Annotated in this window: 26 protein-coding genes and 2 other annotated features; of the genes, 2 read left to right on the forward strand and 24 right to left on the reverse strand. The window is 38.3% G+C overall.

Annotation, left to right across the window (positions count from 1 at the left end; translation table 11 throughout):
• Nucleotides 1-61: 61 nt before the first annotated feature.
• Nucleotides 62-601, reverse strand: a complete 540-nt coding sequence (locus ACKXGF_RS10080) for a CvpA family protein (protein ID WP_411953611.1) — start codon at nt 599-601, stop codon at nt 62-64.
• Nucleotides 598-864: a cell division protein ZapA gene (gene zapA / locus ACKXGF_RS10085; RefSeq protein WP_167260692.1), complete on the reverse strand. Its 267-nt coding sequence runs from the start codon at nt 862-864 to the stop codon at nt 598-600. Before zapA ends, ACKXGF_RS10080 begins: the two co-directional genes overlap by 4 nt.
• 135 nt (nt 865-999) lie before the next feature.
• Between zapA and rnhC the strand changes: the two genes are divergently transcribed.
• On the forward strand, nt 1,000-1,911 hold the full coding sequence (gene rnhC, locus ACKXGF_RS10090; protein ID WP_411953612.1) for a ribonuclease HIII: 912 nt from the start codon (nt 1,000-1,002) through the stop codon (nt 1,909-1,911).
• A gap of 257 nt (nt 1,912-2,168) precedes the next feature.
• Here the strand turns inward: rnhC and pheT are convergent, their stop codons facing one another.
• The 3 genes from pheT to ACKXGF_RS10105 all read right to left on the reverse strand — a co-directional run bounded on the left by pheT (nt 2,169) and on the right by ACKXGF_RS10105 (nt 6,748).
• A complete protein-coding gene (pheT, locus tag ACKXGF_RS10095) occupies nt 2,169-4,598 on the reverse strand; it encodes a phenylalanine--tRNA ligase subunit beta (protein ID WP_411953613.1) in 2,430 nt (809 codons plus the stop codon).
• Nucleotides 4,599-4,614: 16 nt separating this feature from the next.
• A complete protein-coding gene (gene pheS / locus ACKXGF_RS10100; protein ID WP_411953614.1) occupies nt 4,615-5,649 on the reverse strand; it encodes a phenylalanine--tRNA ligase subunit alpha in 1,035 nt (344 codons plus the stop codon).
• Between the two features lie 346 nt (nt 5,650-5,995).
• Complete coding sequence (locus ACKXGF_RS10105; RefSeq protein WP_411953615.1) at nt 5,996-6,748, reverse strand: TrmH family RNA methyltransferase; 753 nt, start codon at nt 6,746-6,748, stop codon at nt 5,996-5,998.
• Nucleotides 6,749-6,846: 98 nt separating this feature from the next.
• On the opposite strand from ACKXGF_RS10105, the gene sspI reads away from it, so the two are divergent.
• Nucleotides 6,847-7,059 (forward strand): small acid-soluble spore protein SspI, encoded by a 213-nt coding sequence (gene sspI, locus ACKXGF_RS10110; protein ID WP_411953616.1) that lies wholly within the window; start codon nt 6,847-6,849, stop codon nt 7,057-7,059.
• A 251-nt stretch (nt 7,060-7,310) separates the two neighbouring features.
• On the opposite strand, the gene ACKXGF_RS10115 is transcribed toward sspI, so the two are convergent.
• From ACKXGF_RS10115 to ytaF, 19 genes are all read right to left on the reverse strand, one after another.
• Entirely contained in the window at nt 7,311-8,303 is a 993-nt protein-coding gene (locus ACKXGF_RS10115; protein WP_411953617.1) for an ABC transporter substrate-binding protein, read from the reverse strand.
• A gap of 17 nt (nt 8,304-8,320) precedes the next feature.
• Nucleotides 8,321-9,079, reverse strand: coding sequence for an ABC transporter permease (locus tag ACKXGF_RS10120; protein WP_411953618.1), 759 nt, complete (start codon nt 9,077-9,079; stop codon nt 8,321-8,323).
• A complete protein-coding gene (locus ACKXGF_RS10125) occupies nt 9,063-9,851 on the reverse strand; it encodes an ATP-binding cassette domain-containing protein (protein WP_167260676.1) in 789 nt (262 codons plus the stop codon). Before ACKXGF_RS10125 ends, ACKXGF_RS10120 begins: the two co-directional genes overlap by 17 nt.
• Nucleotides 9,852-10,038: 187 nt before the next feature.
• Entirely contained in the window at nt 10,039-11,100 is a 1,062-nt protein-coding gene (locus ACKXGF_RS10130) for a M42 family metallopeptidase (protein WP_411955579.1), read from the reverse strand.
• Between the two features lie 104 nt (nt 11,101-11,204).
• Complete coding sequence (locus ACKXGF_RS10135; RefSeq protein WP_411953620.1) at nt 11,205-11,693, reverse strand: dUTP diphosphatase; 489 nt, start codon at nt 11,691-11,693, stop codon at nt 11,205-11,207.
• 243 nt (nt 11,694-11,936) lie between these two features.
• Nucleotides 11,937-12,509 carry a TVP38/TMEM64 family protein gene (locus tag ACKXGF_RS10140; RefSeq protein WP_167260670.1) on the reverse strand — a complete coding sequence of 191 codons (573 nt, stop codon included), beginning with the start codon at nt 12,507-12,509 and terminating at the stop codon, nt 11,937-11,939.
• A 67-nt stretch (nt 12,510-12,576) separates the two neighbouring features.
• Entirely contained in the window at nt 12,577-12,834 is a 258-nt protein-coding gene (locus ACKXGF_RS10145) for a DUF1294 domain-containing protein (RefSeq protein ID WP_411953621.1), read from the reverse strand.
• Nucleotides 12,835-12,897: 63 nt separating this feature from the next.
• Entirely contained in the window at nt 12,898-13,254 is a 357-nt protein-coding gene (gene rplT, locus ACKXGF_RS10150) for a 50S ribosomal protein L20 (RefSeq protein WP_167260666.1), read from the reverse strand.
• Nucleotides 13,255-13,299: 45 nt separating this feature from the next.
• Entirely contained in the window at nt 13,300-13,497 is a 198-nt protein-coding gene (rpmI, locus tag ACKXGF_RS10155) for a 50S ribosomal protein L35 (protein WP_167260664.1), read from the reverse strand.
• A 42-nt stretch (nt 13,498-13,539) separates the two neighbouring features.
• Nucleotides 13,540-14,043, reverse strand: a complete 504-nt coding sequence (gene infC / locus ACKXGF_RS10160) for a translation initiation factor IF-3 (protein WP_167260662.1) — start codon at nt 14,041-14,043, stop codon at nt 13,540-13,542.
• An 89-nt stretch (nt 14,044-14,132) separates the two neighbouring features.
• Nucleotides 14,133-14,284, reverse strand: a sequence feature (ribosomal protein L20 leader region).
• Between the two features lie 123 nt (nt 14,285-14,407).
• On the reverse strand, nt 14,408-16,348 hold the full coding sequence (gene thrS / locus ACKXGF_RS10165) for a threonine--tRNA ligase (protein ID WP_411953622.1): 1,941 nt from the start codon (nt 16,346-16,348) through the stop codon (nt 14,408-14,410).
• 71 nt (nt 16,349-16,419) lie between these two features.
• Nucleotides 16,420-16,645, reverse strand: a binding site (T-box leader).
• A 63-nt stretch (nt 16,646-16,708) separates the two neighbouring features.
• On the reverse strand, nt 16,709-17,503 hold the full coding sequence (gene ytxC / locus ACKXGF_RS10170; RefSeq protein ID WP_411953623.1) for a sporulation protein YtxC: 795 nt from the start codon (nt 17,501-17,503) through the stop codon (nt 16,709-16,711).
• An 81-nt stretch (nt 17,504-17,584) separates the two neighbouring features.
• Entirely contained in the window at nt 17,585-18,520 is a 936-nt protein-coding gene (gene dnaI, locus ACKXGF_RS10175) for a primosomal protein DnaI (RefSeq protein WP_411953624.1), read from the reverse strand.
• Between the two features lie 18 nt (nt 18,521-18,538).
• Complete coding sequence (locus ACKXGF_RS10180; protein WP_411953625.1) at nt 18,539-19,921, reverse strand: replication initiation and membrane attachment family protein; 1,383 nt, start codon at nt 19,919-19,921, stop codon at nt 18,539-18,541.
• A 20-nt stretch (nt 19,922-19,941) separates the two neighbouring features.
• The gene (nrdR, locus tag ACKXGF_RS10185; RefSeq protein WP_411953626.1) at nt 19,942-20,409 is read right to left on the reverse strand and encodes a transcriptional regulator NrdR; all 468 of its coding nucleotides are present in this window, start codon (nt 20,407-20,409) and stop codon (nt 19,942-19,944) included.
• Nucleotides 20,410-20,483: 74 nt separating this feature from the next.
• Nucleotides 20,484-20,939, reverse strand: a complete 456-nt coding sequence (locus ACKXGF_RS10190) for a hypothetical protein (protein WP_411953627.1) — start codon at nt 20,937-20,939, stop codon at nt 20,484-20,486.
• Nucleotides 20,940-21,060: 121 nt separating this feature from the next.
• Entirely contained in the window at nt 21,061-22,083 is a 1,023-nt protein-coding gene (locus ACKXGF_RS10195; RefSeq protein WP_411953628.1) for a glyceraldehyde-3-phosphate dehydrogenase, read from the reverse strand.
• 341 nt (nt 22,084-22,424) lie between these two features.
• Entirely contained in the window at nt 22,425-23,033 is a 609-nt protein-coding gene (gene coaE, locus ACKXGF_RS10200) for a dephospho-CoA kinase (protein ID WP_411953629.1), read from the reverse strand.
• Between the two features lie 10 nt (nt 23,034-23,043).
• A complete protein-coding gene (ytaF, locus tag ACKXGF_RS10205; protein ID WP_411953630.1) occupies nt 23,044-23,673 on the reverse strand; it encodes a sporulation membrane protein YtaF in 630 nt (209 codons plus the stop codon).
• Between the last annotated feature and the right edge of the window lie 60 nt (nt 23,674-23,733).

A 23,733-nucleotide genomic window follows, 5' to 3' on the forward strand; every position in this document is an offset into this window, starting at 1 on the left:
TTTACCACCTTTATAAACAATCTCACAAAGAAAAGAGGTTGTCACTCATGACGAACCTCTTTTAAGCGTCTTGTTCAAACCACGCATTCTTCAGTGCTTCAGTTAAGACAGGTGTATGTTCAATCATAAACGACGCTATTATTGAATCTTGAATAATACTTTGCACGAAACCTACTGATAACAAGGAAATACCAAATAGTAGGATGAAAATAATAATATACGTTTCGATAAAACCTAAGATCGCTCCTAATAAATTATTCACACTATTTAATATAGGCATATTAGCTACGAAATCAAGCATATTGGCTAGAACTTGCATCAAGATCTTAACAATAATAAAGATAAGTATGAAAGCAACACTATTATAAAAGGCATCAGAAATACCATTTACAGACAATGCTTCCGCCCAAAAGTGGCCATCATCCGCCTCAGGATTCGGAACCCACAACTCAAGCATCCCAGCTAGATTGCGGTAATAAAGATAAGCGACAATAAATGCTACCATGAAACCTGTTAAGTGTAGTATTTGTAGGACAAAACCTCGTTTTAGTCCAATTAAAAAACCTAATATAAAAATAATAATTAAAATTAAATCAATCATTTCTTGCGATCCTCATTCCTATGGTTTTGTATAAGTGCATCATAATCTTGTTTTAATTTAAGATAATCATTCATTGTATTTAGTGCTGTCAAAACGGCGAGCTGTGTCGTATCATAGGAAGGTTGAGCGAATTGTATCTCATCCATCTTCTGATCTACTAAGCTTGCGACCATTTTAATTTGTGATGGTGATTCCTCACCAACAACTGTATATTTACGATTATGAATATCAACTGTAATTCTATTCTTTTCATAATCCGACATCAGGAAGGCCTCCTCACCGTTATTCTAAACCATATCGTAACACGATTTAATCTATTTAGGAAAGTACTCAAAAGATGTGAATACCTATTAATCACATGATATACTATAGACATTGAATCATAAAGGAGTTAAACCATGGGACAAACCGTTATTAAGGCAGATCAACAATCCCTCAATAAAATGGAAAAATACTATGAAAACACCAAAGTTAATAAACAACCTCCACACACTGTTTTTGTTGCAAAACAACCTAATGTAACTATCACAGCCTACCAATCAGGCAAAGTGTTGTTTCAGGGTAGTGATCACGCTGAAGAAGCTTCTAAGTGGGACACGAACCCTCAGACGCAAAAGAAGCAGCATAATGTTGAAAGTCATTCAAAGGCTATTTTAAACCAGGATCATATTGGTTCTGATGAAGCAGGGACAGGCGATTATTTTGGTCCTATTACAGTAGCCGCTGTTTATGCAGATGAAAAGCAACAAGCTCTATTAAAAGAATTAGGTGTTAAAGATTCTAAGTCCATGAATGACAACACGATTGCAGCTATCGTGAAAAACATCCTTGAAACAGACATTGTCTATAGTATCGTGACGTTAAACAATGAAAAGTATAATCAACTTAAGAAACAAAACTGGTCACAAACGCGGATGAAAGCTTGGATGCATCATAATGCGATTGAGAATGTGATGAATAAATTAGACAACGTCACACCAAGCGGTATGGTGATTGACCAATTTTGTGAACCTGGCGTTTACTACAATAAGATTAAAGCGTCAGATGCAACACCTCACAGTGATATTACTTTTTTAACGAAAGCAGAAAGTCAATCAACATGTGTAGCAGCTGCCTCTATGCTAGCTCGATATCGTTTCGTTCAAGAAATGGATCGACTTTCTAAAAAGGCCGGTTTCACTTTACAAAAAGGGGCTTCTCAGAAAGTCGATCAACAAATTAAACGATTAATCGATACGAAAGGTGAAGCATTTTTAAATCAAATTGGTAAAGTCCATTTTGGTAATACACAAAAAGCGAAAAAACTATAAAAAACGGGCGGCTTCAATGAACGAAGCCGCCCGTTTCTTGTTTAATAAGCTTACTGATTCATCAGTTCGACTCAGGTTCAATTACCAGCGCGATAAACGATTTATCATCGAGTGCGGTCACTATATCATCGAGTGATAGCGATTTTCCATTGAGTTCAGCCGCTATATCATCGAGTGATGGTGATTTTCCATCGAGTTAGCTTCGAATACCAGCGAGTGATGATTAAATACCAGCGCCCTAGTCAAATGGGTGAACTTTAACCACGTAATACAGCATCGTATTGTGCTTGTAAATGTTCAACAATGGCTGTTCGTGCTTGGTCAATTTCTTCGTCTGTTAACGTTCTTTCTTGATTTTGGAATATCAAGTTGAATGCAACAGATTTCTTACCAGCTTCCATGTGTTCACCTTCGTAAACATCGAAGACACGCACTGATTCTAAATGTGGTTGACCTTTTTCTTTAATAGCTTCTGCAAGTTCTGCAGCAGGAGTTGATTGATCGACGACAAATGCTAAGTCCTGTGCAATCGCTGGGTATTTCGTGATTGGCTTGTAACCAGCTTGTGTATTCGTAACAGCTAATAAGGCATCTAAATTCACATCAAAAACATACGTTTTTTGTAAGTCATGTTCTTTTTGGACAGTTGGGTGAACTTGACCGACGTAACCAATCACTGTTCCGTTTAATTCAATCAGCGCAGTACGTCCTGGATGCAAGTCATCGATCTCACCTTGTCTGAATTCAATACCGTCAATCGCTAAATAATCGAATAACCCTTCTAATATGCCTTTCAAGACAAAGAAATCAACTGATTTTTGAACACCTTGCCATGGGTGATTTTCCCACAGACCAGTTATAGCGGCTGCTAACCTTAATTTTTCATCTGGTTGTGTTCCTTCGCCTTCTGTTTGAGTGTAAACAGATCCTAATTCATATAGACCTACATTGTATTGGTTACGAGCAACGTTATACTGTAAACTCGATAACAATTCAGGCACAGCACTCAAACGCAAATGACTGTGCAGATCACTCATAGGCATTGCCAATTTAACAGGTGAAACATTTAATTCACGTACATCAGGACTTATGAAGCGTTGTGCTTTTGCTTCTGTTGTTAATGAGTATGTGACTGATTCGTATAAACCACTTGCTTGTAGATAGTCATGAACAGCTCGTAATTGTTTCTGTTTGACCGTTAAACCACCTTGGTCCATTTCACCAATTGGTAATGTAAACGGAATATTGTCGTAGCCATATAGTCGAGCAATTTCCTCTAACATATCTTCTTTAATAACAATATCTTGACGACGAGGAGGAGCTGTAACTGTAATTGTTTCACCATCCACCTCATAATCAAACCGCAATCTCTCAATAATTTGAGTCATTTCTTCTAAGGAGATGTCAGCACCAATTCGCTTAACCATTTCAGTTTTTGTAAAGGAAATGACATAAGGCGTCCAGCCAGTTGATCCAGCTTCTACGATATCGCCTAAAACCTGACCTCCTCCTAATGAGGCTAATAGCTGTGCTGCGCGGCTTGCAGCTTCTTTCACGCGTGTAATATCTAATCCTTTTTCGTATCGGACACTTGCTTCACTGCGGATTCCGTGATCTTTTGAACTCTGACGAATCGTTTGGGGATCAAAATAAGCCGCTTCGAGTAAAACGGTAGTTGTGTCATTTTGTACCTCAGACTCTTCACCACCCATGACACCCGCAATGGCATGCGGTTCTTCACCGTTTGTAATCACAAGATGATGACTTGATAATGTCCGCTCTTCTCCGTCTAATGTTTGAATCGTTTCGCCTTCTTCAGCCATCCGTGTAAGAACTTGATTAGAACCGAAACGATCATAATCAAACGCATGAAGCGGTTGACCGTATTCAAGTAAAATAAAGTTTGTGACGTCAACAACATTATTAATCGGACGGATACCAGCACTGATCAAACGATTTTGTAGCCAAAGTGGTGACGTTGTTACGGTTAAGTCTTTAATAACCCAAGCGCCGTAATATGGATTAGCGTCTTCATTGGCAATTGTGACATCCACATAATCACTCGATTGTTCATGAGCTTGATCTACTTCACTATTGGGTAGTTCAATTTCATAATCATACATAGCTGCAACTTCGTAAGCCATACCTAAAATACTGAGACAATCTGAGCGGTTTGGGGTCACATCAAACTCTATGATCGCATCATCCAAATTAAGCAATGGAGCTGCTAATTGGCCTGATTCAACACTTTCATTAAAGACATAAATCCCATCTTTATAATCATCAGCGATATATTTCTCATCAATCCCTAATTCTTGTAATGAACAAATCATCCCTTCTGATGATTCGTCGCGCAGTTTTGTTTTCTTAATCTTGAAGCCTCCAGGTAAGACAGCACCTGGTTTCGCTACGACAACATGTTGTCCACTTGCGACATTGTCAGCCCCACAAACAATCTGTGCAATCTCACCATTACCTATATCGACTTGGCAAAGATTTAACTTATCAGCATTAGGATGTTGGTCACACGCTGTAACATAACCAACAACTAAATAATCACTTACTAATGTAGGTTCAAAAACTTGTTCGACTTCTACACCTGTTTTCGTAATATCTTCAGCTAATTGTTCTGTTGAAACATGATCTATATCGACATACTGTTTTAACCAATTTTTTGAAACTAACATCAATTCATTCCTCCTCTTATACCTGATGGAATTGCTTTAAAAAGCGGACGTCATTCGTATAGAAATGACGGATATCTTCAATCCCGTGTTTTAACATGGCAATTCGCTCTGGTCCCATACCAAAAGCAAAGCCAGAATATTTTTCTGAATCGAATCCAGCCATCTCTAAAACATTTGGATGAACTAAGCCGGCACCTAACATTTCAATCCAACCTGTATGTTTACACACAGAACAACCATGTCCATTACACACTTTACACGAAATATCCATCTCTACTGATGGTTCTGTGAATGGAAAATAACTTGGTCTCAAGCGAATATGGCGATCTTCTCCGAATAGGTGTTTCGCCAAAGTATTAAGGGTCCCTTTTAAATCACTCATGCGGATATTTTCATCAACATAAAGCCCTTCAATTTGTGTAAATTGATGAGAGTGTGTGGCATCATCTGTGTCACGACGATAGACCTTCCCAGGGCAAATGATTTTGACTGGACCGCGGCCTTCATGTTTGTTCATGGTTCTTGCTTGGACCGGAGATGTATGGGTACGCATTAGCAATTCTTCAGTAATATAAAATGAATCTTGCATATCACGCGCTGGATGGCCTTTCGGTAAATTAAGGGCTTCAAAGTTATAGTAATCTGTTTCGACTTCTGGGCCTTCAGCTATTTCATACCCCATTCCTGTGAATAAATCTTCAATATCACGAATGACATTCATCAGCAGATGTGAACCGCCTACTTGAGAAGGTTTACCAGGTAATGTAACATCAACTGTTTCTTCTTTAAGCTGCTGTTGTAATGCTGCTTGTTCAAGCGTTTCTTGTTTCGTATCTAACGCTTCAGTAATAGCATCACGAATCTCATTAGCTAATTGTCCAATAACAGGTCGTTCTTCTTTTGATAAGTTACCCATGCCTTTCAATACTTCGGTAATTTGGCCTTTTTTACCTAAGTACTTCACGCGTAAATCTTGTAGCGTTTTTGAATCTTTTACATCTTCTATTTGTTGCAACGCTTCTTCCTTAATCGATTGCAAACGTTCTTTCACGATTAACGCCTCCTTATTTAACTCAGTCAGTTTAATGACAATAAAAAAACGCCCCTTCTCGACGAAGGGACGTGTTATAAACCGTGTTACCACCCTAATTGATATACTTATGTATACCCACTTCATTGCGTTAACGAGAGTTTTCCTCCCGGGTTACTATTACTTACATAACGTAAGGTCCAAGCACCAGCTCCTGAGTGAAATTCATCACACCGTACATTTCGGAAGCTTTCAGTCTTTGGCTTCCGTCCCTAATAAACGTATTCCTCGGTGAATTACTTAACTCATTCATTGCTTTTGATCATTTACTTCTAACGAATTATTATAATGAATTTCAATGTATTTTTCAAGTCAATTGGTGAAAGTGATACAAAACAATACTAGTAGCAACAGCCACGTTTAACGACTCACTTTGAGATGCTATCGGAATATAAAGTGAATGATCAGCTTGTTGAATTAATTCTGGGCGAACGCCATTCCCTTCATTACCCATGATAACTGTATAGGAATCGCCCTTTTTCACATCTTGTAAAGGCAAGGCTTGCTGGTCTAAGGCTGTCGCATAAACAGGTATTTGGTGTTGCTTGCTATAATCAATCCAACTCGAATTGTCACCACGAATAACAGGTATATGAAATAATGCGCCTTGTGTCGCTCGAATAACTTTGTGATTAAATACATCAACTGTACCTTCACCTAAAACAATCAGATCAATTCCAAATGCTAAACCACTACGAATGATGGTCCCAAGATTTCCTGGGTCTTGAATGCCGTCTAAACAAAGAATTTTTCGTGGTGCAGTTGGTATGGATTGTTCTTGGGGCTGTTCAACTACAGCAATAACCCCCTGACTTGTTTCTGTTTGGGATAATTCACTAAATAAGTCCTCAGCTACGACAACATGTTCATAAGTTTTCCATGTCTGGGGCAATTCGATCGATTCTTTAATAATCAATTCATATACATGCCAATCACTTTTAAGGACTTCTTCTACTGAATGCCAGCCTTCTACAAGGACTTGCCCTTCTTGGTCACGATATTTTCGTTTATGTAGTTTTTTCCATCGTTTAACACGCTGATTTTGTTTTGATTCAATCATGATTCATGAACGCTCCTTATGGTTTCCATTTTATCATACATAATTATAAAATCATCGGTTAAACTACCGTTAGATTACATTGCGATGAGGTGGTTAGAATGGATTTAAATTTACGACAAGCTATTAAAAATAATATCGCCGGCCATAACGAGGATCAACTGGAAGCCACAATTGCAGAAGCGGTTGATAGTGGTGAAGAAAAGATGTTGCCTGGTTTAGGCGTGTTATTTGAAATGTATTGGCAACAAGCTTCTGAAGACGATAGAGAAACCATGTTACAAACATTAGAACAAGAAGTAGGAAAGTTGTAAGTAGCTTAAGCATAAAATTCCCCGATTACTATTTTGTGATCGGGGAATTTTTTGAATAGGTCAAATATATTTAATTGATTGAGCAGTCAGTTGTTGAATTGTGAGAAGCGAAGGTGGCGACTCCTGCGGGAATAGCACGTGTCTCGAGACCCCGCAGGCCACGCTTTTTGGCCGAGGAGGCTCGAGCCGTGCCCGCGGAAAGCGTCCACCGATAGCGGATCACAATTCAACAACTTCTTTTAGTAAACTTCTTAATTAATAAATTCCTTATTAACCAAACCTTCTAAGTCTTGTTGTTCGTCTAAAAAGCCTAGATCATAAGATGAATCAATGAAATCCTGCAGTACTTGTTGGTCAAATTCATATGAGAATTCAATACGATCCCAAGCATTATCAATGACAGATTGTGATAACTCTTGATCCGTGATATCTTTTATCTTCTTGATCGCGATCGACTTCGCTTCTTCAGGATTGTCTTGGATGAATTCAGTTGCTTGTTTGTGTGCATCAACAATGTTCTGGACTTTCTCTGGCTCATTGTCGACTAAGTCTTGTGACGTCACAAACACAGCTGCAGGCAATGTTTCCCCATAAGCTACCTCAGGCGTATCAACTAACACTTTTCCAGTTCCTTCTTCTTCAATCACAGAAGCCCATGGTTCAGGGACTGTTCCGACATCAACTTTTTCAGTTTCGAACATGCTCGCATAAGTAGCTGGTTTACCCGTTACATGCTTCATCTTGCCACCGACACGATCTGACGTTAAGCCGTACTCTTCTTTCATCATCGTTTCGAATTGGACGTCATGTGTACAACCCACTCTCGGCGAGATAAATGACTTACCAGCTAGATCTTCAGGAGATTCAATACCTGCATCATTTCTCGCCATAATAACTGTACCACCTTTAGATCCTGCACCAACAATATTGATGTCAGCACCACTTGCAAAGTGATTCATCGCTGGACCTGGTCCGACTAAACCACCTTCAATTTCGCCTGTTTCAACTGCTGTCATAAAAGCAGATCCATCTGGAAAATATTTGTAATTAACTTCTGTCCCATCAGGTAATGTCTCTGAATATAACTCTTGTTCTTCGGCAACCATTCCAGCTACATGGTTAATATTTGGAAAATATCCAATTGTTATTTCTTCTGACTCACTGCCTTCTGCAGAAGAACCACCACATGCCGTTAATAAAGCCCCTACTAATAAAATGAGTGAATAAAACACAATTTTTTTCATCGTTCAATCAACCTTTCTTATGAATTTAATAAGCCCCATCGTTTCATAACATTTCGTTCTAATTTCGAAAAGACGAGCTGGTCTACGACAGCCCCAATCACGCCAATAATAATGATAATGCCAATGACTTGGTCCATACGCGCGTAGTCTTGGGCGAAACTAAGTGAGTAACCTAATCCTGGACCATTACTCAAAAATTCCCCCGCCATTAGAGCACGCCAGCTAAAAGCCCATGCCAGACGAATGCCTTGGATGAAATAAGGAATACTAGCTGGTATTTCAACGCGGTAAAAAAGTTCAAACCCTCGGGCATCCATTGTTCTAGCTGCTCGTAAAAATTGAGGTGGAACACTATGAATCGCTGAACGAACGTTAAGTGCCATAACAAATGTTCCACCAACAACGACAACGAAAATAACGGCAAGCTCACCAAATCCGAATAATAGAATGGCTAAAGGAACCCACACAATACTCGGTATACTTTGAAGAGCAATCAAATACATGCCAGCCGTCTCATCAGCTTGCTTCGACTTCCCTAGAATCATGCCCAATAATGTCCCAATTAATATGGATAAGGATAAACCGATGATTAGATGCTTAAAACTAGCGCCTAGAGCTGTTAATAAATCACCTTGTAAAAAGCCAATTATTAAGGTATCAAATACTGTAATCGGCGAAGGAACAATATAATCAGGATAAAAGTTCGCTAAATGAATCCCTTCCCAAAGACCTAACATGACAATGATAAATAATAAACGTTTAATCGCGATTTTCATAGCTTAACTCTTCCTTTAATACTTTATTGATTTCCACCTCAAGGAGACTCATGATTTGTTTTTCATATTGGATCACGTCTGGATGATCGCGATGTCTTGGTCTCGGGATGTCTATCGAATAATCCGCAATTATTTTGCCTGGACGTGTTCCCATAACCACAACCCGATCAGACAATTTCACAGCTTCCTGAATGCTATGTGTGACAAAGAGAATCGTTTTCCGAGTCTCGCGCCATATGGCCATCAACTCATCATGTAAAATGTGACGTGTTTGTTCATCTAATGCACCAAATGGTTCATCCATCAATAACACTTTAGGATCCATCGCTAAAGCACGGGCAATCGCCACACGCTGTTGCATACCGCCTGACAATTCATAAGTATAGTGCTCCTTAAAACGACTAAGATGAACCATTTTCAAAAAATCATTAGCTCTCTTCTGAGCATCAGCCTTGGAATACATATGTTTCAAAGGAAAAGTCACGTTTTCTTGAACATTCAGCCATGGAAATAAGGAAGGCTCTTGGAAAACCATACCCCGGTCAGGACCAGGTGCATTAATCTGTTCTCCCTCTAATTTCATCTCGCCTTCAGTCAAACTTTCTAACCCAGCAACCATCGCCAATAACGTTGACTTACCACAGCCAGAAGGCCCTAATATTGAAACGAATTGATTCTCTTCAATAGATAAGTCAATATCAGAAAATACTTCAAACGCTCCTTGTTTTTCTCCTGTGAATGTCTTTGCAACATCCTTAAGCTCTAAAAACACATTTATCACCTATTTCTTATAATCCCTATAAACTTAATCGGAATTTAGCTTACAATAATATATTATATAAGGGGGAACATAAATGTGTCAATAAAGTGTGAAAATGTTTAAAGAATTTCATAAAAATACTCCTGATTAAGCAGAATGTCTACTGCTCAATCAGGAGTATAGTAACTGATCTTAATATTTATTGGCCAAAAGTAATTTTTTCAACAGTATCTTGGTCAAGTTTCTTAATAACCTCTACGATTAATTTAACCGCATTCTCATAATCATCACGGTGTAACATAGCAGCATGTGAATGAATGTAACGTGTTGGCACTGTGATTGATAATGAAGGTACCCCGTCAGCCGTTAGGTGAATAGAGCCTGAATCTGTTCCTCCACCAGCTAGAGAATCATATTGGAATGGAATATCTAGTGATTCAGCTGTATCAACAACGAGATCACGAACACCTTTATGAGAAATCATCGATGCATCATATAAAATGATTTGCGGGCCATCACCTAACTGCGCAGCAGCTTCTTTATCAGAAACACCTGGCATGTCACCGGCAATACCAACATCCACACCAAAGCCAATGTCTGGTTTAATGGCATGAGCTGATGTACGAGCACCTCGAAGACCTGTCTCTTCTTGCACTGTACCGACACCATAAACTTCGTTCGGATGATCTTCACCTTTTAATTCTTTCAATACATCAATGGCGATCGCACAGCCAATTCGGTTATCCCAAGCTTTAGCCAGGAGCATCTTTTCATTATTCATCACTGTAAAATCGAAATAAGGTACGATTGAGTCTCCTGGTCGTACGCCAAATTCCTCGGCTTCTTCTTTACTAGACGCTCCAATGTCAATAAACATATCTTTGATCTCTACCGGTTTCTTACGCTGTTCAGCTGTTAAGATATGCGGTGGTTTTGATCCAATGACACCTGTTACATCACCATGGCGAGTGACAACGCTTACACGTTGTGCGAGCATGACTTGGTTCCACCAGCCACCTAGCGTTTGAAAATATAAGAAACCATTATCATCAATGCGCGTCACCATAAACCCGACTTCATCTAAGTGACCTGCTACCATAACTTTCGGTCCACCAGCTTGGCCTACCTTTTTCGCAATCAAGCTACCTAGATGGTCAGTCGAAACCTCATCACTATAAGGTGATATGTACTTTTGCATGACTTCACGCGCTTCCCGTTCATTTCCGGGAACCCCTTTTGCGTCCGTTAAATCTTTTAACATTTTAAGTTGATCATCTAATTGGGTCAATGTGAGCCCTCCTCTTTTTTTAAAATTTTTTGACACCTTTTTCATTATAACGGAATTCGTAATATTTCTCAAAAAAATTAATAACCGAGATCTTGTCTTTCGTGATTTTTTTCATTTTTGGCTAAATATGCTTGTACAACATCATGAGTCGAGAAAGACAATGCGCGACCCAACGCAAGATACTCATTCATTAACTGGTTATAATTCGTCTGTGTGGGTTCAGTTTTTAATCGTTCAACCTGACTATAAATGGTATGGAAACTATCAGTTAACGAATCAACTTCAACCGATTGAAATGCATTTTGATCAAATTCAATTCCTAAATCCAAACCTAATGATAGTATGAAATGAACTCCATCAACATATTCTTCTAAAATAACCTCTTGATCACTCGGACCTTTTTGACTCCAATATTTAAAACACCGTGTTTCATTAGCTAATTCGCTCACTTCAACTACTAAAGCTAACAATTTATCATGATAAACTTCCTCACGCGATTGCGATATGGAATCCATTATATGCTGATCTAACTCTGCTTGTAATTGATACAATCGTTTCCAATCCATTATTTCTCCTCCTAAATAAGTCGATTATTTGTTTAGTTTTAGTCATTATAAAAGTTTGATTCGATATGCAAGTTTAGCTCAAAGTTGTTGAATTGTGAGAAGCGAAGGTGGCGACTCCTGCAGGAACAGCACGAGTCTCGAGACCCCACAGGCCACGCTTTTCGGCCGAGGAGGCTCGAGCCGTGCCTGCGGAAAGCGTCCACCGATAGTGGATCACAATATCAACAACGAACTTTAATAAGGTTAGTTTTTAAAAGCAAAATACTCATCCCATGACCAAATCAATTCTCGCCGTCTTAATAGAAAAAACATCAAACCTAAAAACAGTATAAACCCAATCAAATAAGTCCATTGTAACGAATGTAACCACTGACCCAAAGTCGTATAAATAAGCGCTAATGGCATATTGGTAAAAACCGACAATTTAACATACTCTTTAAAATTCCGAGTTAACTCAATCATGATCAATGAAATTAAATGAAAATGAACAAATGGCGTTAATCGTAATAATACGATTTGAGACGTCGATAAGGCTTGTAATTTATATTGCATCAATTCTCTTAAACGATTTAAATAGTGTTGGTCTTTCTGCGAATGGTGCATCATGGCATAGAACATCACACTTGATAAAGTAATCCCAACCCATGAATATAACACGCCATGTGTTAAACCAAACAATAAACCACCAGTAATGCAAATGACCGTAACTGGAATAAATAAAATCGGTCGGATAATATGGAATAGAATGAACAAAACGGGTGTTACGTATGGAATATTTTCTTCCAAATGATTAAACCACGATAAAAGTTGTTCCATCTTTAACCCGCTCCTTGTCACACACTTTATTTTCAGTCTATGACATAAGACGAGCTGTTATGACATGCTATACCACTATCAATATAGTCATCCACACAATCGTTAACACAGGCATGCCGTATTGGAATAAGGTATGCTGGGTTTTATGACGAAATGTAATCATACCGAACCATGAACCAGGAGCACCACCAATCAACGCCACCAACCATAAGGTACGTTCGGAAATTCGCCAGTGATTTTGCTTAGCATAATATTTATCGAGTCCCATCATGATAAAACCGATGATACTTGCTAATACAACTAAAATTATGAAAAATATAACCACGATCAATCGCCTCTTTCATATACAAAAAGAGCTGCCCCTATTAGGACAACTCTTATGAACCTATTATTTTAAGGCTGCTTTTGCTTGTTCAGCTAATTCAGAAAAACCTTGCTCATCATTAACAGCTAGTTCTGCTAGCATCTTACGGTTAACTTCAATACCAGCAAGTTTTAGTCCATGCATAAGACGACTATATGAAAGATCATTCATACGAGCCGCAGCATTAATACGTGCAATCCATAATTTACGGAAATCACGTTTTTTCTGACGACGGTCACGGTATGCATACTGACCTGACTTCATGACTTGTTGTTTTGCTGTTTTGAATAACGTTCGTTTCGAACCATAGTAACCTTTAGCTAATTTCAACGTACGCTTACGACGTTGGCGTGTTACGTTTCCACCTTTTACGCGTGGCATAAGAAATCCCTCCTATAAAATCTTTCTATTTACACGATCCTTATATTATTTATAAGGCATTAGTTTATTTAAACGTGCTTCGTCACTCTTATCTACCGTTGTTTGCTTCGCTAAACGACGCTTTTGGTCTTTAGATTTGTTACGGAATAAGTGACTTGTAAACGCGTGAGAGCGTTTGAACTTACCAGTACCTGTTTTCTTGAAACGCTTTTGTGAACTTTTATGCGTTTTCATTTTTGGCATAATAAAATCCTCCTTGAATCAATATTGTCTTGTTTGCTCACTTTATTTTTCGTTAATCGGAGCGAGCATTAAGAACATATTACGGCCTTCCATCTTAGGCTTCGTCTCAATTGTGCTGTATTCGTTACAAGCCTCTGCGAAACGTTCAAGTACTTGTTGTCCTAACTCTTTGTGCGTAATCGCACGGCCACGGAATCTGACACTAACTTTAACTTTATCGCCTTTATTCAAGAACTTCTGCGCATTACGCGCTTTTGTATTAAAGTCATGCTCTTCGATTTGTGGTGTTAGACGGACTTCTTTAACTTGAACCGTTTTTTGATTCTTACGTTGCTCTTTTTCTTTCTTTTGCTGTTCAAAACGATATTTACCGTAGTCCATAATACGAGCAACAGGTGGTTTCGCAGTTGGCGCAACTAAGACAAGGTCTAAGTTTGCGTTTTCCGCAATGTCTAATGCTTCTTGACGTGATTTAACTCCTAATTGTTCACCATTGACATCAATGAGACGTACCTCCTTGGCACGGATTCCCTCATTAACATTCATATCTTTGCTAATAGTGAGCCACCTCCAAATAATTCTGAAAAAAATTAAGGCGTCAATCGACAAGTGATGGGTATCAAAGTTTGCTTTTGCACATAAAAAAAGTGTCGGTACACATACTGCACCCACACTACCATATTTCGTCGTTTGATACGCTTTGGACGTATTAAATGCGAAAATTAGTTACCTGCCAACTGCTTTATTGCGTCGATCAGGTGAGAAGCGGGTGCTTCTACTTGTCATTCGTTCGCCTTATTCAATTACTTTATCAAGTATAACGAGTTGAATAGAAACTGTCAACTGTTTTTTTACATAATCATTTTCAAATAATAAGGTAGTCCCTTTTCACAAGAGACTACCTAGTTTATTATAGTTTGCGGTTTTGAACTTCGTCAACAATGCGATTAATGAATTCATCTAATGGAAGTGTTTCACTATCTTGTTCACCGTATTTACGAATATTAACCGCTTCATCATTCATTTCTTGATCACCTAAGACAAGTGAATACGGAATCTTTTGTGTTTGTGATTCACGAATCTTATATCCTAACTTTTCATCCCGAAGGTCCTTATCAACGCGAATACCAGCATACTGTAGCTTCTCTTCTACCTTCTTCACATAATCCGCGTGGGCATCAAGTGATACTGGAATTAATCGAACTTGTTCTGGTGCCAACCACGTAGGGAATGCACCTTTATACTCTTCAATTAAGAAAGCAACAAAACGCTCCATTGTTGATACGACACCACGGTGAATCACCACTGGGCGATGTTCTTTACCATCTTCACCAATGTATGTTAAATCAAAACGGTTCGGTAAATGGAAGTCGAGTTGTACTGTAGACAACGTTTCATCTTTGCCAAGTGCTGTTTTAACTTGGACATCTAATTTCGGCCCGTAGAATGCCGCTTCACCAATCGCTTCTACATAATCAACATCCATTTCTTCCATTGTTTCTTTTAATAATGCTTCTGCACTATTCCACATTTCATCATTATCAACATACTTTTCTTTATCTTCTGGATCACGATAAGACAAACGGAAGTAGTAATCGTTTAAACCAAAATCTTGATAAACATTTTGAATCATGTGAACGACCCGTATAAATTCTTCTTTTAGTTGGTCTGGACGAGCAAAAATATGCGCATCATTCAATGTCATCGCACGAACACGTTGTAGGCCAGCTAAAGCGCCTGACATTTCATGACGGTGCATCGTTCCAAGCTCAGCTATCCGAACAGGTAAATGACGATAACTATAAAGTTGATTCTTATAAACCATCATATGATGCGGACAGTTCATTGGTCTAAGAACGAGGTCTTCATTGTCCATTTCCATCGTTGGGAACATGTCATCCTGGTAGTGATCCCAATGACCACTTGTTTTATATAAATCTACACTTCCTAACACTGGCGTATACACATGGTCATAACCTAAACGTTCTTCTAAATCAACAATATAACGTTCAATCGTACGACGAATCGTTGCACCTTTTGGTAACCATAATGGTAAACCTTGTCCAACTTTTTGAGAGACAGTGAAAAGGTCTAGTTCTTTGCCTAATTTACGATGATCACGTTCTTTCGCTTCTTCTAGTAAACGTAAATATTCATCTAACTCACTTTGCTTCTCAAACGCTGTTCCATAGATACGTTGTAACATCTTATTATCACTGTCACCACGCCAATAAGCACCTGAAATAGATAATAATTTAAATACTTTAATTTTACCCGTGTGAGGTACGTGAACACCACGACAAAGGTCAAAGAAATCACCTTGTTCATAAATAGATACTTGTTCACCTTCTGGAATATCATCAATTAATTCTAGTTTTAAGTCATCACCTAAATCGCGATAACGTTGCTTAGCTTCTTCACGTGATAAATCAACACGGCGAATTTCTAAAGCTTCATCAACGATTTTCTTCATTTCTTTTTCGATCTTAGGTAGGTCCTCTGGTGAAATCGTTTCGTCCATATCGATATCGTAATAGAAGCCGTTCTCGATTACTGGACCAACACCTAATTTAACGTTGCCATATAAACGTTTGATCGCTTGTGCCATTAAGTGGGCAGTCGAATGACGCAATACCTCCAAGCCATCTTCATCACGGTAAGTCGCAATTTGAAGCTCGCCGTCTTCTTCTAATGGCTGACGTAAATCAACCATTGTTCCGTTAAACTTGCCTGCTAATGCTTGTTTTTTAAGTCCTGAACTAATTGAGCCTGCAATGTCTTCAGTAGTTGTGCCCTTCGGAAATTCCTTTGTATTACCATCTGGGAATGTAATCTGAATCATGTCACTCATGTCATCATCCACCTTTCACCATAATATCTAGCATGTTTAAATCCATAAAAAAACACTCGTCCCTATACCATAAAAGGGACGAGTGTGTATACCCGTGGTTCCACCCTGATTCTGCTTTAACAGCGCTCAAGACACCATTATCGCTGGTGAGACGTTCATTGCTAATAAGAATACGAATCTGTTCACAATAAATGCTCCGAGGTGGTAAATAATTTAGCATACTCGAAAGTTTTCAGCCTCGACTTTCTTCTCTGTAAAGCTGTGTTAAATTATTATAATCCTCTTCTAAGCATAACGTTTATTATTATGTACGTATTATAACGATGATTAGGACAAAAATCAATACTTAGCTAACATAACTTAACTCGTTAAATTCATTTTATGAGGAAAATCATCCAAAGGACACAACTCAACGCGTTCTTCAAATACGTTCATGACTTGAAAAAGTTCGTGCGTTCCACCACTGTCTGTGTAAATGTTCGCCTTTTCTGGAATTAAATTTAGTAAAGCTTGAGTAAGTGGTGACACCATCATTCCATCCATCATTTGAGGTTGAGCAGGTGGTGTTAACGAATATCCAGCCTGATCATAAAACATTAATTCTTTTCCATCATAAACATCCACTCGCTTAATTTGTGGTTCTTTAAATTGAATAAACTGTCTGAGCTGATGCATTCTTTCTTGGAAAAACAACTCATATTGCCATTCATCAATCGCATAACCAACCACTTCATCCCAATCCGAAAAATCAATAAATAAATGCTCATATAACAAAGCCATATCGAGATTCCGTGGTGAATGACAACCAACATAGCGTACGAGACGTTCATAAAGAGATTCTGATAGTTGACTATGAAGACCTTTAACATTTTCAGCTAATGGCCCTACAAAAGGTAACACTTGCTCAGCTTCTTCCTCAGATAAACAATACACATCTTGTAATACATGTTTTGAATACCTCGGAACATAAACCTCTTGCACAAAAGTGAAGATGAATTCGAGCCAGCTTGTCCAATTCACACTTTCTGTGGCAATCACCCGAACAAGAAATGGTTGATGGGTCTCATGACTTAAAAATTCCGACCGCTTCTCAGATCGTTCGAGCCAAGCATTAACATCTGATGAAGAGTTAAACATTAATGTCCATTCTTTCATTACACATCCCTCTTTCATAAACAATTCGATATTAAAGCTTATGAAATGAAAGGGCAAAACATGAAAAAGCGACCTAATTGTTTATAGGTCGCGGTGATTATCTCCTGTTACTTCTACAGGTTCACTGACTTGGCGGATTCGCTCCATAATACGTGCTGCCTTAACTTCTTCAAGATCAGACTTGCCTACTTTGGAAAACATTAATTCCAATTCTTTTAAATCATAGTTCGATGTGAAAAAGACTGGAAGGCGCTCCATCATTCGAAATTGCAAAATAGCTCCTAGCACTTCATCTCGGAACCACGCTGATGAATACTCTGCACCAATATCGTCGAACACCAATACTGATGCGCGTTTAAAACGTTCAATCTTTTCATTAATCGTTGAATCACTAATCGAAGCTTTCATTTCGCGTACAAATTCAGGCATATAGATAAACATCGTATCGATTTGTTCCGTTGCTAATTCTTGCGCGAGAGCTCCTAATAAATAGGTCTTGCCTACACCGAAACTACCATGTAAATAAAGGCCTTTTTGCGGTAATTGTGTTTGGCTTTCCTTAAAGAATTGCTGAATTTTTTTAAGTGCTTCAGAACGCCCATTCACATCTAGTTTAATTTGTGAAAAACTAGCCTCATGAATATCTTTCGGCATATGCAAACTTTGAACAAATGAACGTTGTTTTTCCATTTGAATCTCTTTTTGTTTACGTTGGCACTCATGGTAGATTAATTTGATTCGTCCATTTTGAACTTGAGCTTCTGGCACATAACCTGGAATCACATTAATACATGATTCTAGTGATGAGCACTTCTCACAATTAAGCGACTGATAATCATATTCGTACAACTTCATTAATTGCTGGTCGATTTGCTGTTGGGTTAATTCAGGATGATCAGCTAACAAGGCTTGTACACGATCTGATTTAAGTATTTTTTCGCGCATGTCATTCATTGATGATTGAAAGTTTTCGTTGTTTTTTAGCCAATTATTTAAGGCCGATTGGATCGGTTCCATTTTTCATCATCCTTCAACTTATTGTTTCGGCTGGGAAAAGCTTTTGAAAAACGCAGCTAAATCTTCATCTTGAGTTTCAGCTTCTTGTTGATCATTAGATTGATCCTCAGATTGTTTCTTTTGCTTTTGTTCTTTGAACCATTTCGGAATAACTTCACTCGATTTCTTCGAATTAGATTGCTTGGAACCTTGGCGTTGTTTCTTTTGTTGCCACGTTTGATATAATTTGTGTTCTTGTTTCGCGAGTTCAATGGCTTGTTGAGCTGTTTCAATGCCTTCGCGACTCCAGTGAGCCGCAATCGTCTCAATATAATTACGGTTTAATTTATTGCCATTTTTATTAAGAACATAATGAACAAGCACATTCATAACAGGTTGATTTAGGCCATGTTCTTCCATGACATTTGTTAGCATGTCGACTTCTTTCATTGAAGCTAAACCTGAAGTAGCATAGTCTTCCAACAATTCACGATGAGTAATTGTATTAAAATGTTCGATCAGTTTAGCTTGCTTTGATTCAGCGTCAGATGGTTGAGCTGAATGTTCGACTTCAACTTGTTGCGCTTCGTTATGTTCTGTTTCAACATCTTGTTTGGCATACAATCTTGGCGGAACCGAACCGTGTTTATTGTAATAAATGTCTTTGCACATATCTAGAAACTCTTGTCGATCAAATGCCATTTCTTCATTGATGGCCCATAACAAAGCTTTTTCTAGCTCTAAATAGTCAACATCGTAAATTTTACTTACTCTTTCCATGTAATTCAGATTCGATTTCGTTAAGATCTGTTTAGGTTCGATTTGTTGCTGGGTCAACATTTTATATAACCATTCTAATGGAAGATCGGATGTCATCACGATAGACTCTTCAGTTGTTTTCTTTGCAGGCTGTCGCAGATGTTTCACTGTGGTAAAGACATCATCAAAATGAGCTGTGACCTCATCAATTGCTTGATCTAATTGCTGGGAAGGGGCAAGTTGTTGCTTTAATGCCTGATGAGCTTCCTTCCCTATATGATGTTCGAGCAAGATTGTAAGGGTTGGATTATCAAAAAACTGATAAGACGATAAAGGCTTACGTAATACATAATAATAAGTGCGATAAGTCTCATCTTGCTTAAAAGTTTTCAGCAAACCAATTCCTTCGAGTTTTTGCCTAGCTTCATAAATTTCATCTAATGACATATTTAATATACCCATCAAATGGTGATGCGAAAATGCGGTTTGTGAAGAACGTGCGCCATGTTCACGCCAAAGTGCCTGATATAATGCAACACTTTTCATCCCAATCAACGGTTGATACAACAATGTTAAAACCGTGTTCGCATCTTCAAAAAAAGCTGTGCGTTTCATAATGACACACTGGTCATTCGGTAAGAGATGTTTCATTCGTTGGTTCACATTCTTCACTCCCCTCTGTTTTATGATTCATTCTTCGTTTTCTTGATCATATCATTTAATTCATTCATGAAAACGTTAATATCTTTAAATTGTCGATAAACAGACGCAAACCGAACATATGCCACCTCGTCGACTAAGGCGAGTCGGTCCATAATGAGTTCACCGATATCGTGGCTCATAATTTCTGAGTGACCAGCATCTCGCAAATCTTTCTCGACTTCATAGGCCACTTGTTCAATTTGCTCTAATGAAACAGGACGCTTTTCACACGCCTTAATTAAGCCGCGTTTTAATTTCTCGCGGTTAAATTCTTCACGCGTGCCTTCTTTTTTAACCACAATAAGTGGAATTTCTTCTACACGTTCAAATGTCGTAAAACGATACTGACAACCATCGCACTCACGCCGTCTACGAATTGATTTCCCTTCATCGATCGGACGAGAATCAAGTACTCTTGTCGTTTTCGCATCACAATTTGGGCATCTCATGATTTGCACCTCATACCTTTATTAAAAACTATTATCTTAAGTATAACAAAATCTTAAAACGTTCATAAAATCATCTAATTCTGCGTATCTTGCGGTGACTCCCATGCTATATCAAATGACTCAAGCGTTTCAGTCAACGCCCCGTTATCTTCAAATTGATAAGCCTGTTGATTAACATCAGACATCATATAGTTCTCTGAAAAACGCAACGACATTTGTCGATGATTTACTTCGAAATACATAACATAACTCAGACCGAAGATATCTCCTTGAAGTGGTTGAAGAGTCAACTGGTTAATGGATTGAAATAATGTATTCATCAATTCTTCATTTTCTATCTCAGCTGTTTCATATCGATAATCAGCGTCGATATTGCGCCGTTCTATGCGGACGTTTTCCAATGAATCTAAATCAACGTCTTCTAATAAAACATCTCCTGAAACATATTCAATCTCTTCATTCGTCATAAAATAAACCAATGCACCTATTAGCACAAATAAACTTGTAAACAATAACATGGCTCGACTCATATCTAGTCACCTTCTCATTATTTCCTAACACTAGTTTATCATAATCAAGGAAACAACCGTATGAAGAAATACATCCTTTACAATAAAAAACGACCTCGGATTTCTCCGAGATCGTAACGAGCTATGATTGGTGTACGTATAATTTGTCACCAACATATCGAACTAGATCAACGACACGACATGAATAACCCCATTCGTTATCATACCAAGCAAGCACTTTTACTTTGTGGTCATCCATTACCATTGTCGATAGACCATCTATAATGGATGAATAAGGCGAAGTCGTATAATCAACTGAAACGAGCGGATCTTGATTAATAGCTAAATAGTTAGCTAACTCCCCATCCATCGCTTCCACAAATGCTTCATTGACTTGCTCTTCAGTAACATCCTTCTCAAGATCAACGACTAAATCAACTAATGAGACATTAGGCGTCGGCACGCGTAATGCCATTCCATGTAATTTACCTTTCAAGTCAGGTAAAACGTCATTAATTGCTTTGGCAGCTCCTGTTGAAGTCGGGATAATTGATTGCGTACACCCACGGGCTCTTCGTAAATCCTTATGTGGATTATCTAAATTTTGTTGATCACTTGTGAACGCATGCACCGTTGTCATTAAACCGCTTTCAATTCCGAAGTTTTCATGTAAAACTTTCGCAACTGGCGCTAAACAGTTCGTTGTACAAGAAGCGTTTGAAATAATATGATGTTCATCCGGATTGTAATCGGATTCATTAACGCCCATAACAATCGTATGATCTGCTGGTTTTCCAGGGGCTGTTAAAACCACTTTTTTAGCACCCGCATCAATATGAGGCTGTGCTTTATCAGTAGAATTAAATTTCCCTGTTGCCTCAATTACTATATCAATATCTAAAGAATCCCAAGGAAGTTGTGCAGGATCACGATGTCCCACTGTCTGAATAACATCTCCATCAACAACTAGTTGTTCATCTTTAGCTTCTACAGTACCGTCATATTGACCGTGCACCGAATCATATTTAATCAAATGAGCAAGTGTCTCAACTGGATAACTTGCATTAATTGCTACGACATCTAAGTGTTCATCTTTCATTGCGCGACGAAATACCATTCGTCCGATTCGTCCAAATCCATTAATTGCTACTTTTGTTGCACTCATTTAAAGTCCTCCTCGCCAAGCATATCATGATATACTGTATAACGTTTTAACAACAAAAGTATAACACATTCATGACTATGTTGTGAGAGAATATTTTAAAATTCACGAAAAATTTTTCTGTCATTCATTTTGTTAAAGTAAGTTGTTGAATTGCGATCCGCTTTCGGTGGACACTTTCCACGGGAACGGCTCGAGCCTCCTCGGAAGAAAAGCGCTTCCTGCGGGGTCTCGAGACACGTGCTATTCCCGTAGGAGTCGCCACCTTCGCTTCTCACAAATCAACAACTATAAGTTTAGAACGTGTAATTATTAAGTCAAAATTTAACCTTAACATAGTCATACTATGAATGAATCGAAACGCCCCATTGGTCTAATACGTTAATTAACTGTTGCTTACTTTCTTCGACATTGCCTCCGTTATTGATGATCGCGTCGGCTCGTTTTCGTTTTTCTGTGATTGGTATTTGAGCATTAATTTTCTCAAGAGCTTGCTCAGCTGAAATTTGGTCACGTTCAGTTAGACGATTTAATTGAATTTCAGGATCAATATAGACAACAAGGACTTTATCAACATAATCGAAAAGCTCACTTTCATATAAAAGTGGTATATCCATAACAATTAACTCATAGCCCGCTTCTTTCAATTGATCACGTTGTTCAAGCATTGTTTTCCTTATCTGTGGATGAATAATTTGATTTAATTTCTTTCGTTCTGCATCATCTTTAAACACAATTGCCCCTAGCGCTTGGCGATTTAATGTTCGGTCTTCATGTAATATATCCTCACCAAATGTTTCAACGATTTGTTGATAGGCTGGCTGCCCAATTTCTACTACTTGTCTGGATATTAAATCTGCGTCAATAACGGGGATATGCCAATCTTCAAACATATTAGAAATTGTCGACTTTCCTGTTGCAATACTACCAGTTAATCCTACTACTAAACTCATCGTAAAACTCCTATCTTAAAAAATTCCAAAATCCTAAGCTAATTAAAATCAGGCCAGGTAAAAATGAGAGGGCATGGATCCAGTCGAACTTTTGAAACCACCTACCACATATTAATCCGCTAAGCAAAAACAAGACTGAAAATAGACCGATCATGATAGCTGCCAAAATGATTGGAATGGAAACAAAAGCCGATCCTATTCCACTTGCGAATGAATCCAATGATAAGGCAATGGCTACCATAATAGCTTCTAAGCCAGTTATCGCACCAGATTGGTCACGGTCTGCTATTTGCGGTTGTTTCATAATCTCCCAAATCGTCTTCCAATTAAAAGATTGAAATGAATTCGTATGACTAGCTACTTTTTCCTTTTGTTCTCTTACCCATTGCCAGATGACCCATGTTCCAATCGCAACAAAAATAAAACCTCCGAGCACTTCTGATAAACTCGGTATCGTTACAAATACACCTTGACCTAGTATGTGACCCATTAAAAAGCTAATGGCTGTCACGAATCCAATCATAACAATACTCGTAACTGGCAGCTTAATACGGCGCAATTGATAAGTTAACCCGAAAAAAAAGCTATCAAAACTAACAGCGAAGCTTATTAATATCACCAATACAATCCAATCAACCAACTGAAAAAGCTCCTTTCATAATAGGGCGTCACCATATCTTATGAAAAGAGCTTATCGCCT

The sequence above is a fragment of the Alkalibacillus sp. S2W genome (genome assembly GCF_046764385.1).
Lineage (GTDB): Bacteria > Bacillota > Bacilli > Bacillales > Alkalibacillaceae > Alkalibacillus > Alkalibacillus almallahensis.

Bases quoted from the DNA above. Each gene is read 5' to 3' on its own strand.
- ACKXGF_RS10080 (WP_411953611.1), bottom strand. From the start codon at position 601: ATGATTGATTTAATTTTAATTATTATTTTTATATTAGGTTTTTTAATT.
- zapA (WP_167260692.1), bottom strand. From the start codon at position 864: ATGTCGGATTATGAAAAGAATAGAATTACAGTTGATATTCATAATCGT.
- rnhC (WP_411953612.1), top strand. From the start codon at position 1,000: ATGGGACAAACCGTTATTAAGGCAGATCAACAATCCCTCAATAAAATG.
- pheT (WP_411953613.1), bottom strand. From the start codon at position 4,598: ATGTTAGTTTCAAAAAATTGGTTAAAACAGTATGTCGATATAGATCAT.
- ACKXGF_RS10105 (WP_411953615.1), bottom strand. From the start codon at position 6,748: ATGATTGAATCAAAACAAAATCAGCGTGTTAAACGATGGAAAAAACTA.
- sspI (WP_411953616.1), top strand. From the start codon at position 6,847: ATGGATTTAAATTTACGACAAGCTATTAAAAATAATATCGCCGGCCAT.
- ACKXGF_RS10115 (WP_411953617.1), bottom strand. From the start codon at position 8,303: ATGAAAAAAATTGTGTTTTATTCACTCATTTTATTAGTAGGGGCTTTA.
- ACKXGF_RS10120 (WP_411953618.1), bottom strand. From the start codon at position 9,079: ATGAAAATCGCGATTAAACGTTTATTATTTATCATTGTCATGTTAGGT.
- ACKXGF_RS10130 (WP_411955579.1), bottom strand. From the start codon at position 11,100: ATGTTAAAAGATTTAACGGACGCAAAAGGGGTTCCCGGAAATGAACGG.
- ACKXGF_RS10135 (WP_411953620.1), bottom strand. From the start codon at position 11,693: ATGGATTGGAAACGATTGTATCAATTACAAGCAGAGTTAGATCAGCAT.
- ACKXGF_RS10140 (WP_167260670.1), bottom strand. From the start codon at position 12,509: ATGGAACAACTTTTATCGTGGTTTAATCATTTGGAAGAAAATATTCCA.
- rplT (WP_167260666.1), bottom strand. From the start codon at position 13,254: ATGCCACGCGTAAAAGGTGGAAACGTAACACGCCAACGTCGTAAGCGT.
- rpmI (WP_167260664.1), bottom strand. From the start codon at position 13,497: ATGCCAAAAATGAAAACGCATAAAAGTTCACAAAAGCGTTTCAAGAAA.
- infC (WP_167260662.1), bottom strand. From the start codon at position 14,043: ATGAATGTTAATGAGGGAATCCGTGCCAAGGAGGTACGTCTCATTGAT.
- thrS (WP_411953622.1), bottom strand. From the start codon at position 16,348: ATGAGTGACATGATTCAGATTACATTCCCAGATGGTAATACAAAGGAA.
- ytxC (WP_411953623.1), bottom strand. From the start codon at position 17,503: ATGAAAGAATGGACATTAATGTTTAACTCTTCATCAGATGTTAATGCT.
- dnaI (WP_411953624.1), bottom strand. From the start codon at position 18,520: ATGGAACCGATCCAATCGGCCTTAAATAATTGGCTAAAAAACAACGAA.
- nrdR (WP_411953626.1), bottom strand. From the start codon at position 20,409: ATGAGATGCCCAAATTGTGATGCGAAAACGACAAGAGTACTTGATTCT.
- ACKXGF_RS10190 (WP_411953627.1), bottom strand. From the start codon at position 20,939: ATGAGTCGAGCCATGTTATTGTTTACAAGTTTATTTGTGCTAATAGGT.
- ACKXGF_RS10195 (WP_411953628.1), bottom strand. From the start codon at position 22,083: ATGAGTGCAACAAAAGTAGCAATTAATGGATTTGGACGAATCGGACGA.
- coaE (WP_411953629.1), bottom strand. From the start codon at position 23,033: ATGAGTTTAGTAGTAGGATTAACTGGTAGTATTGCAACAGGAAAGTCG.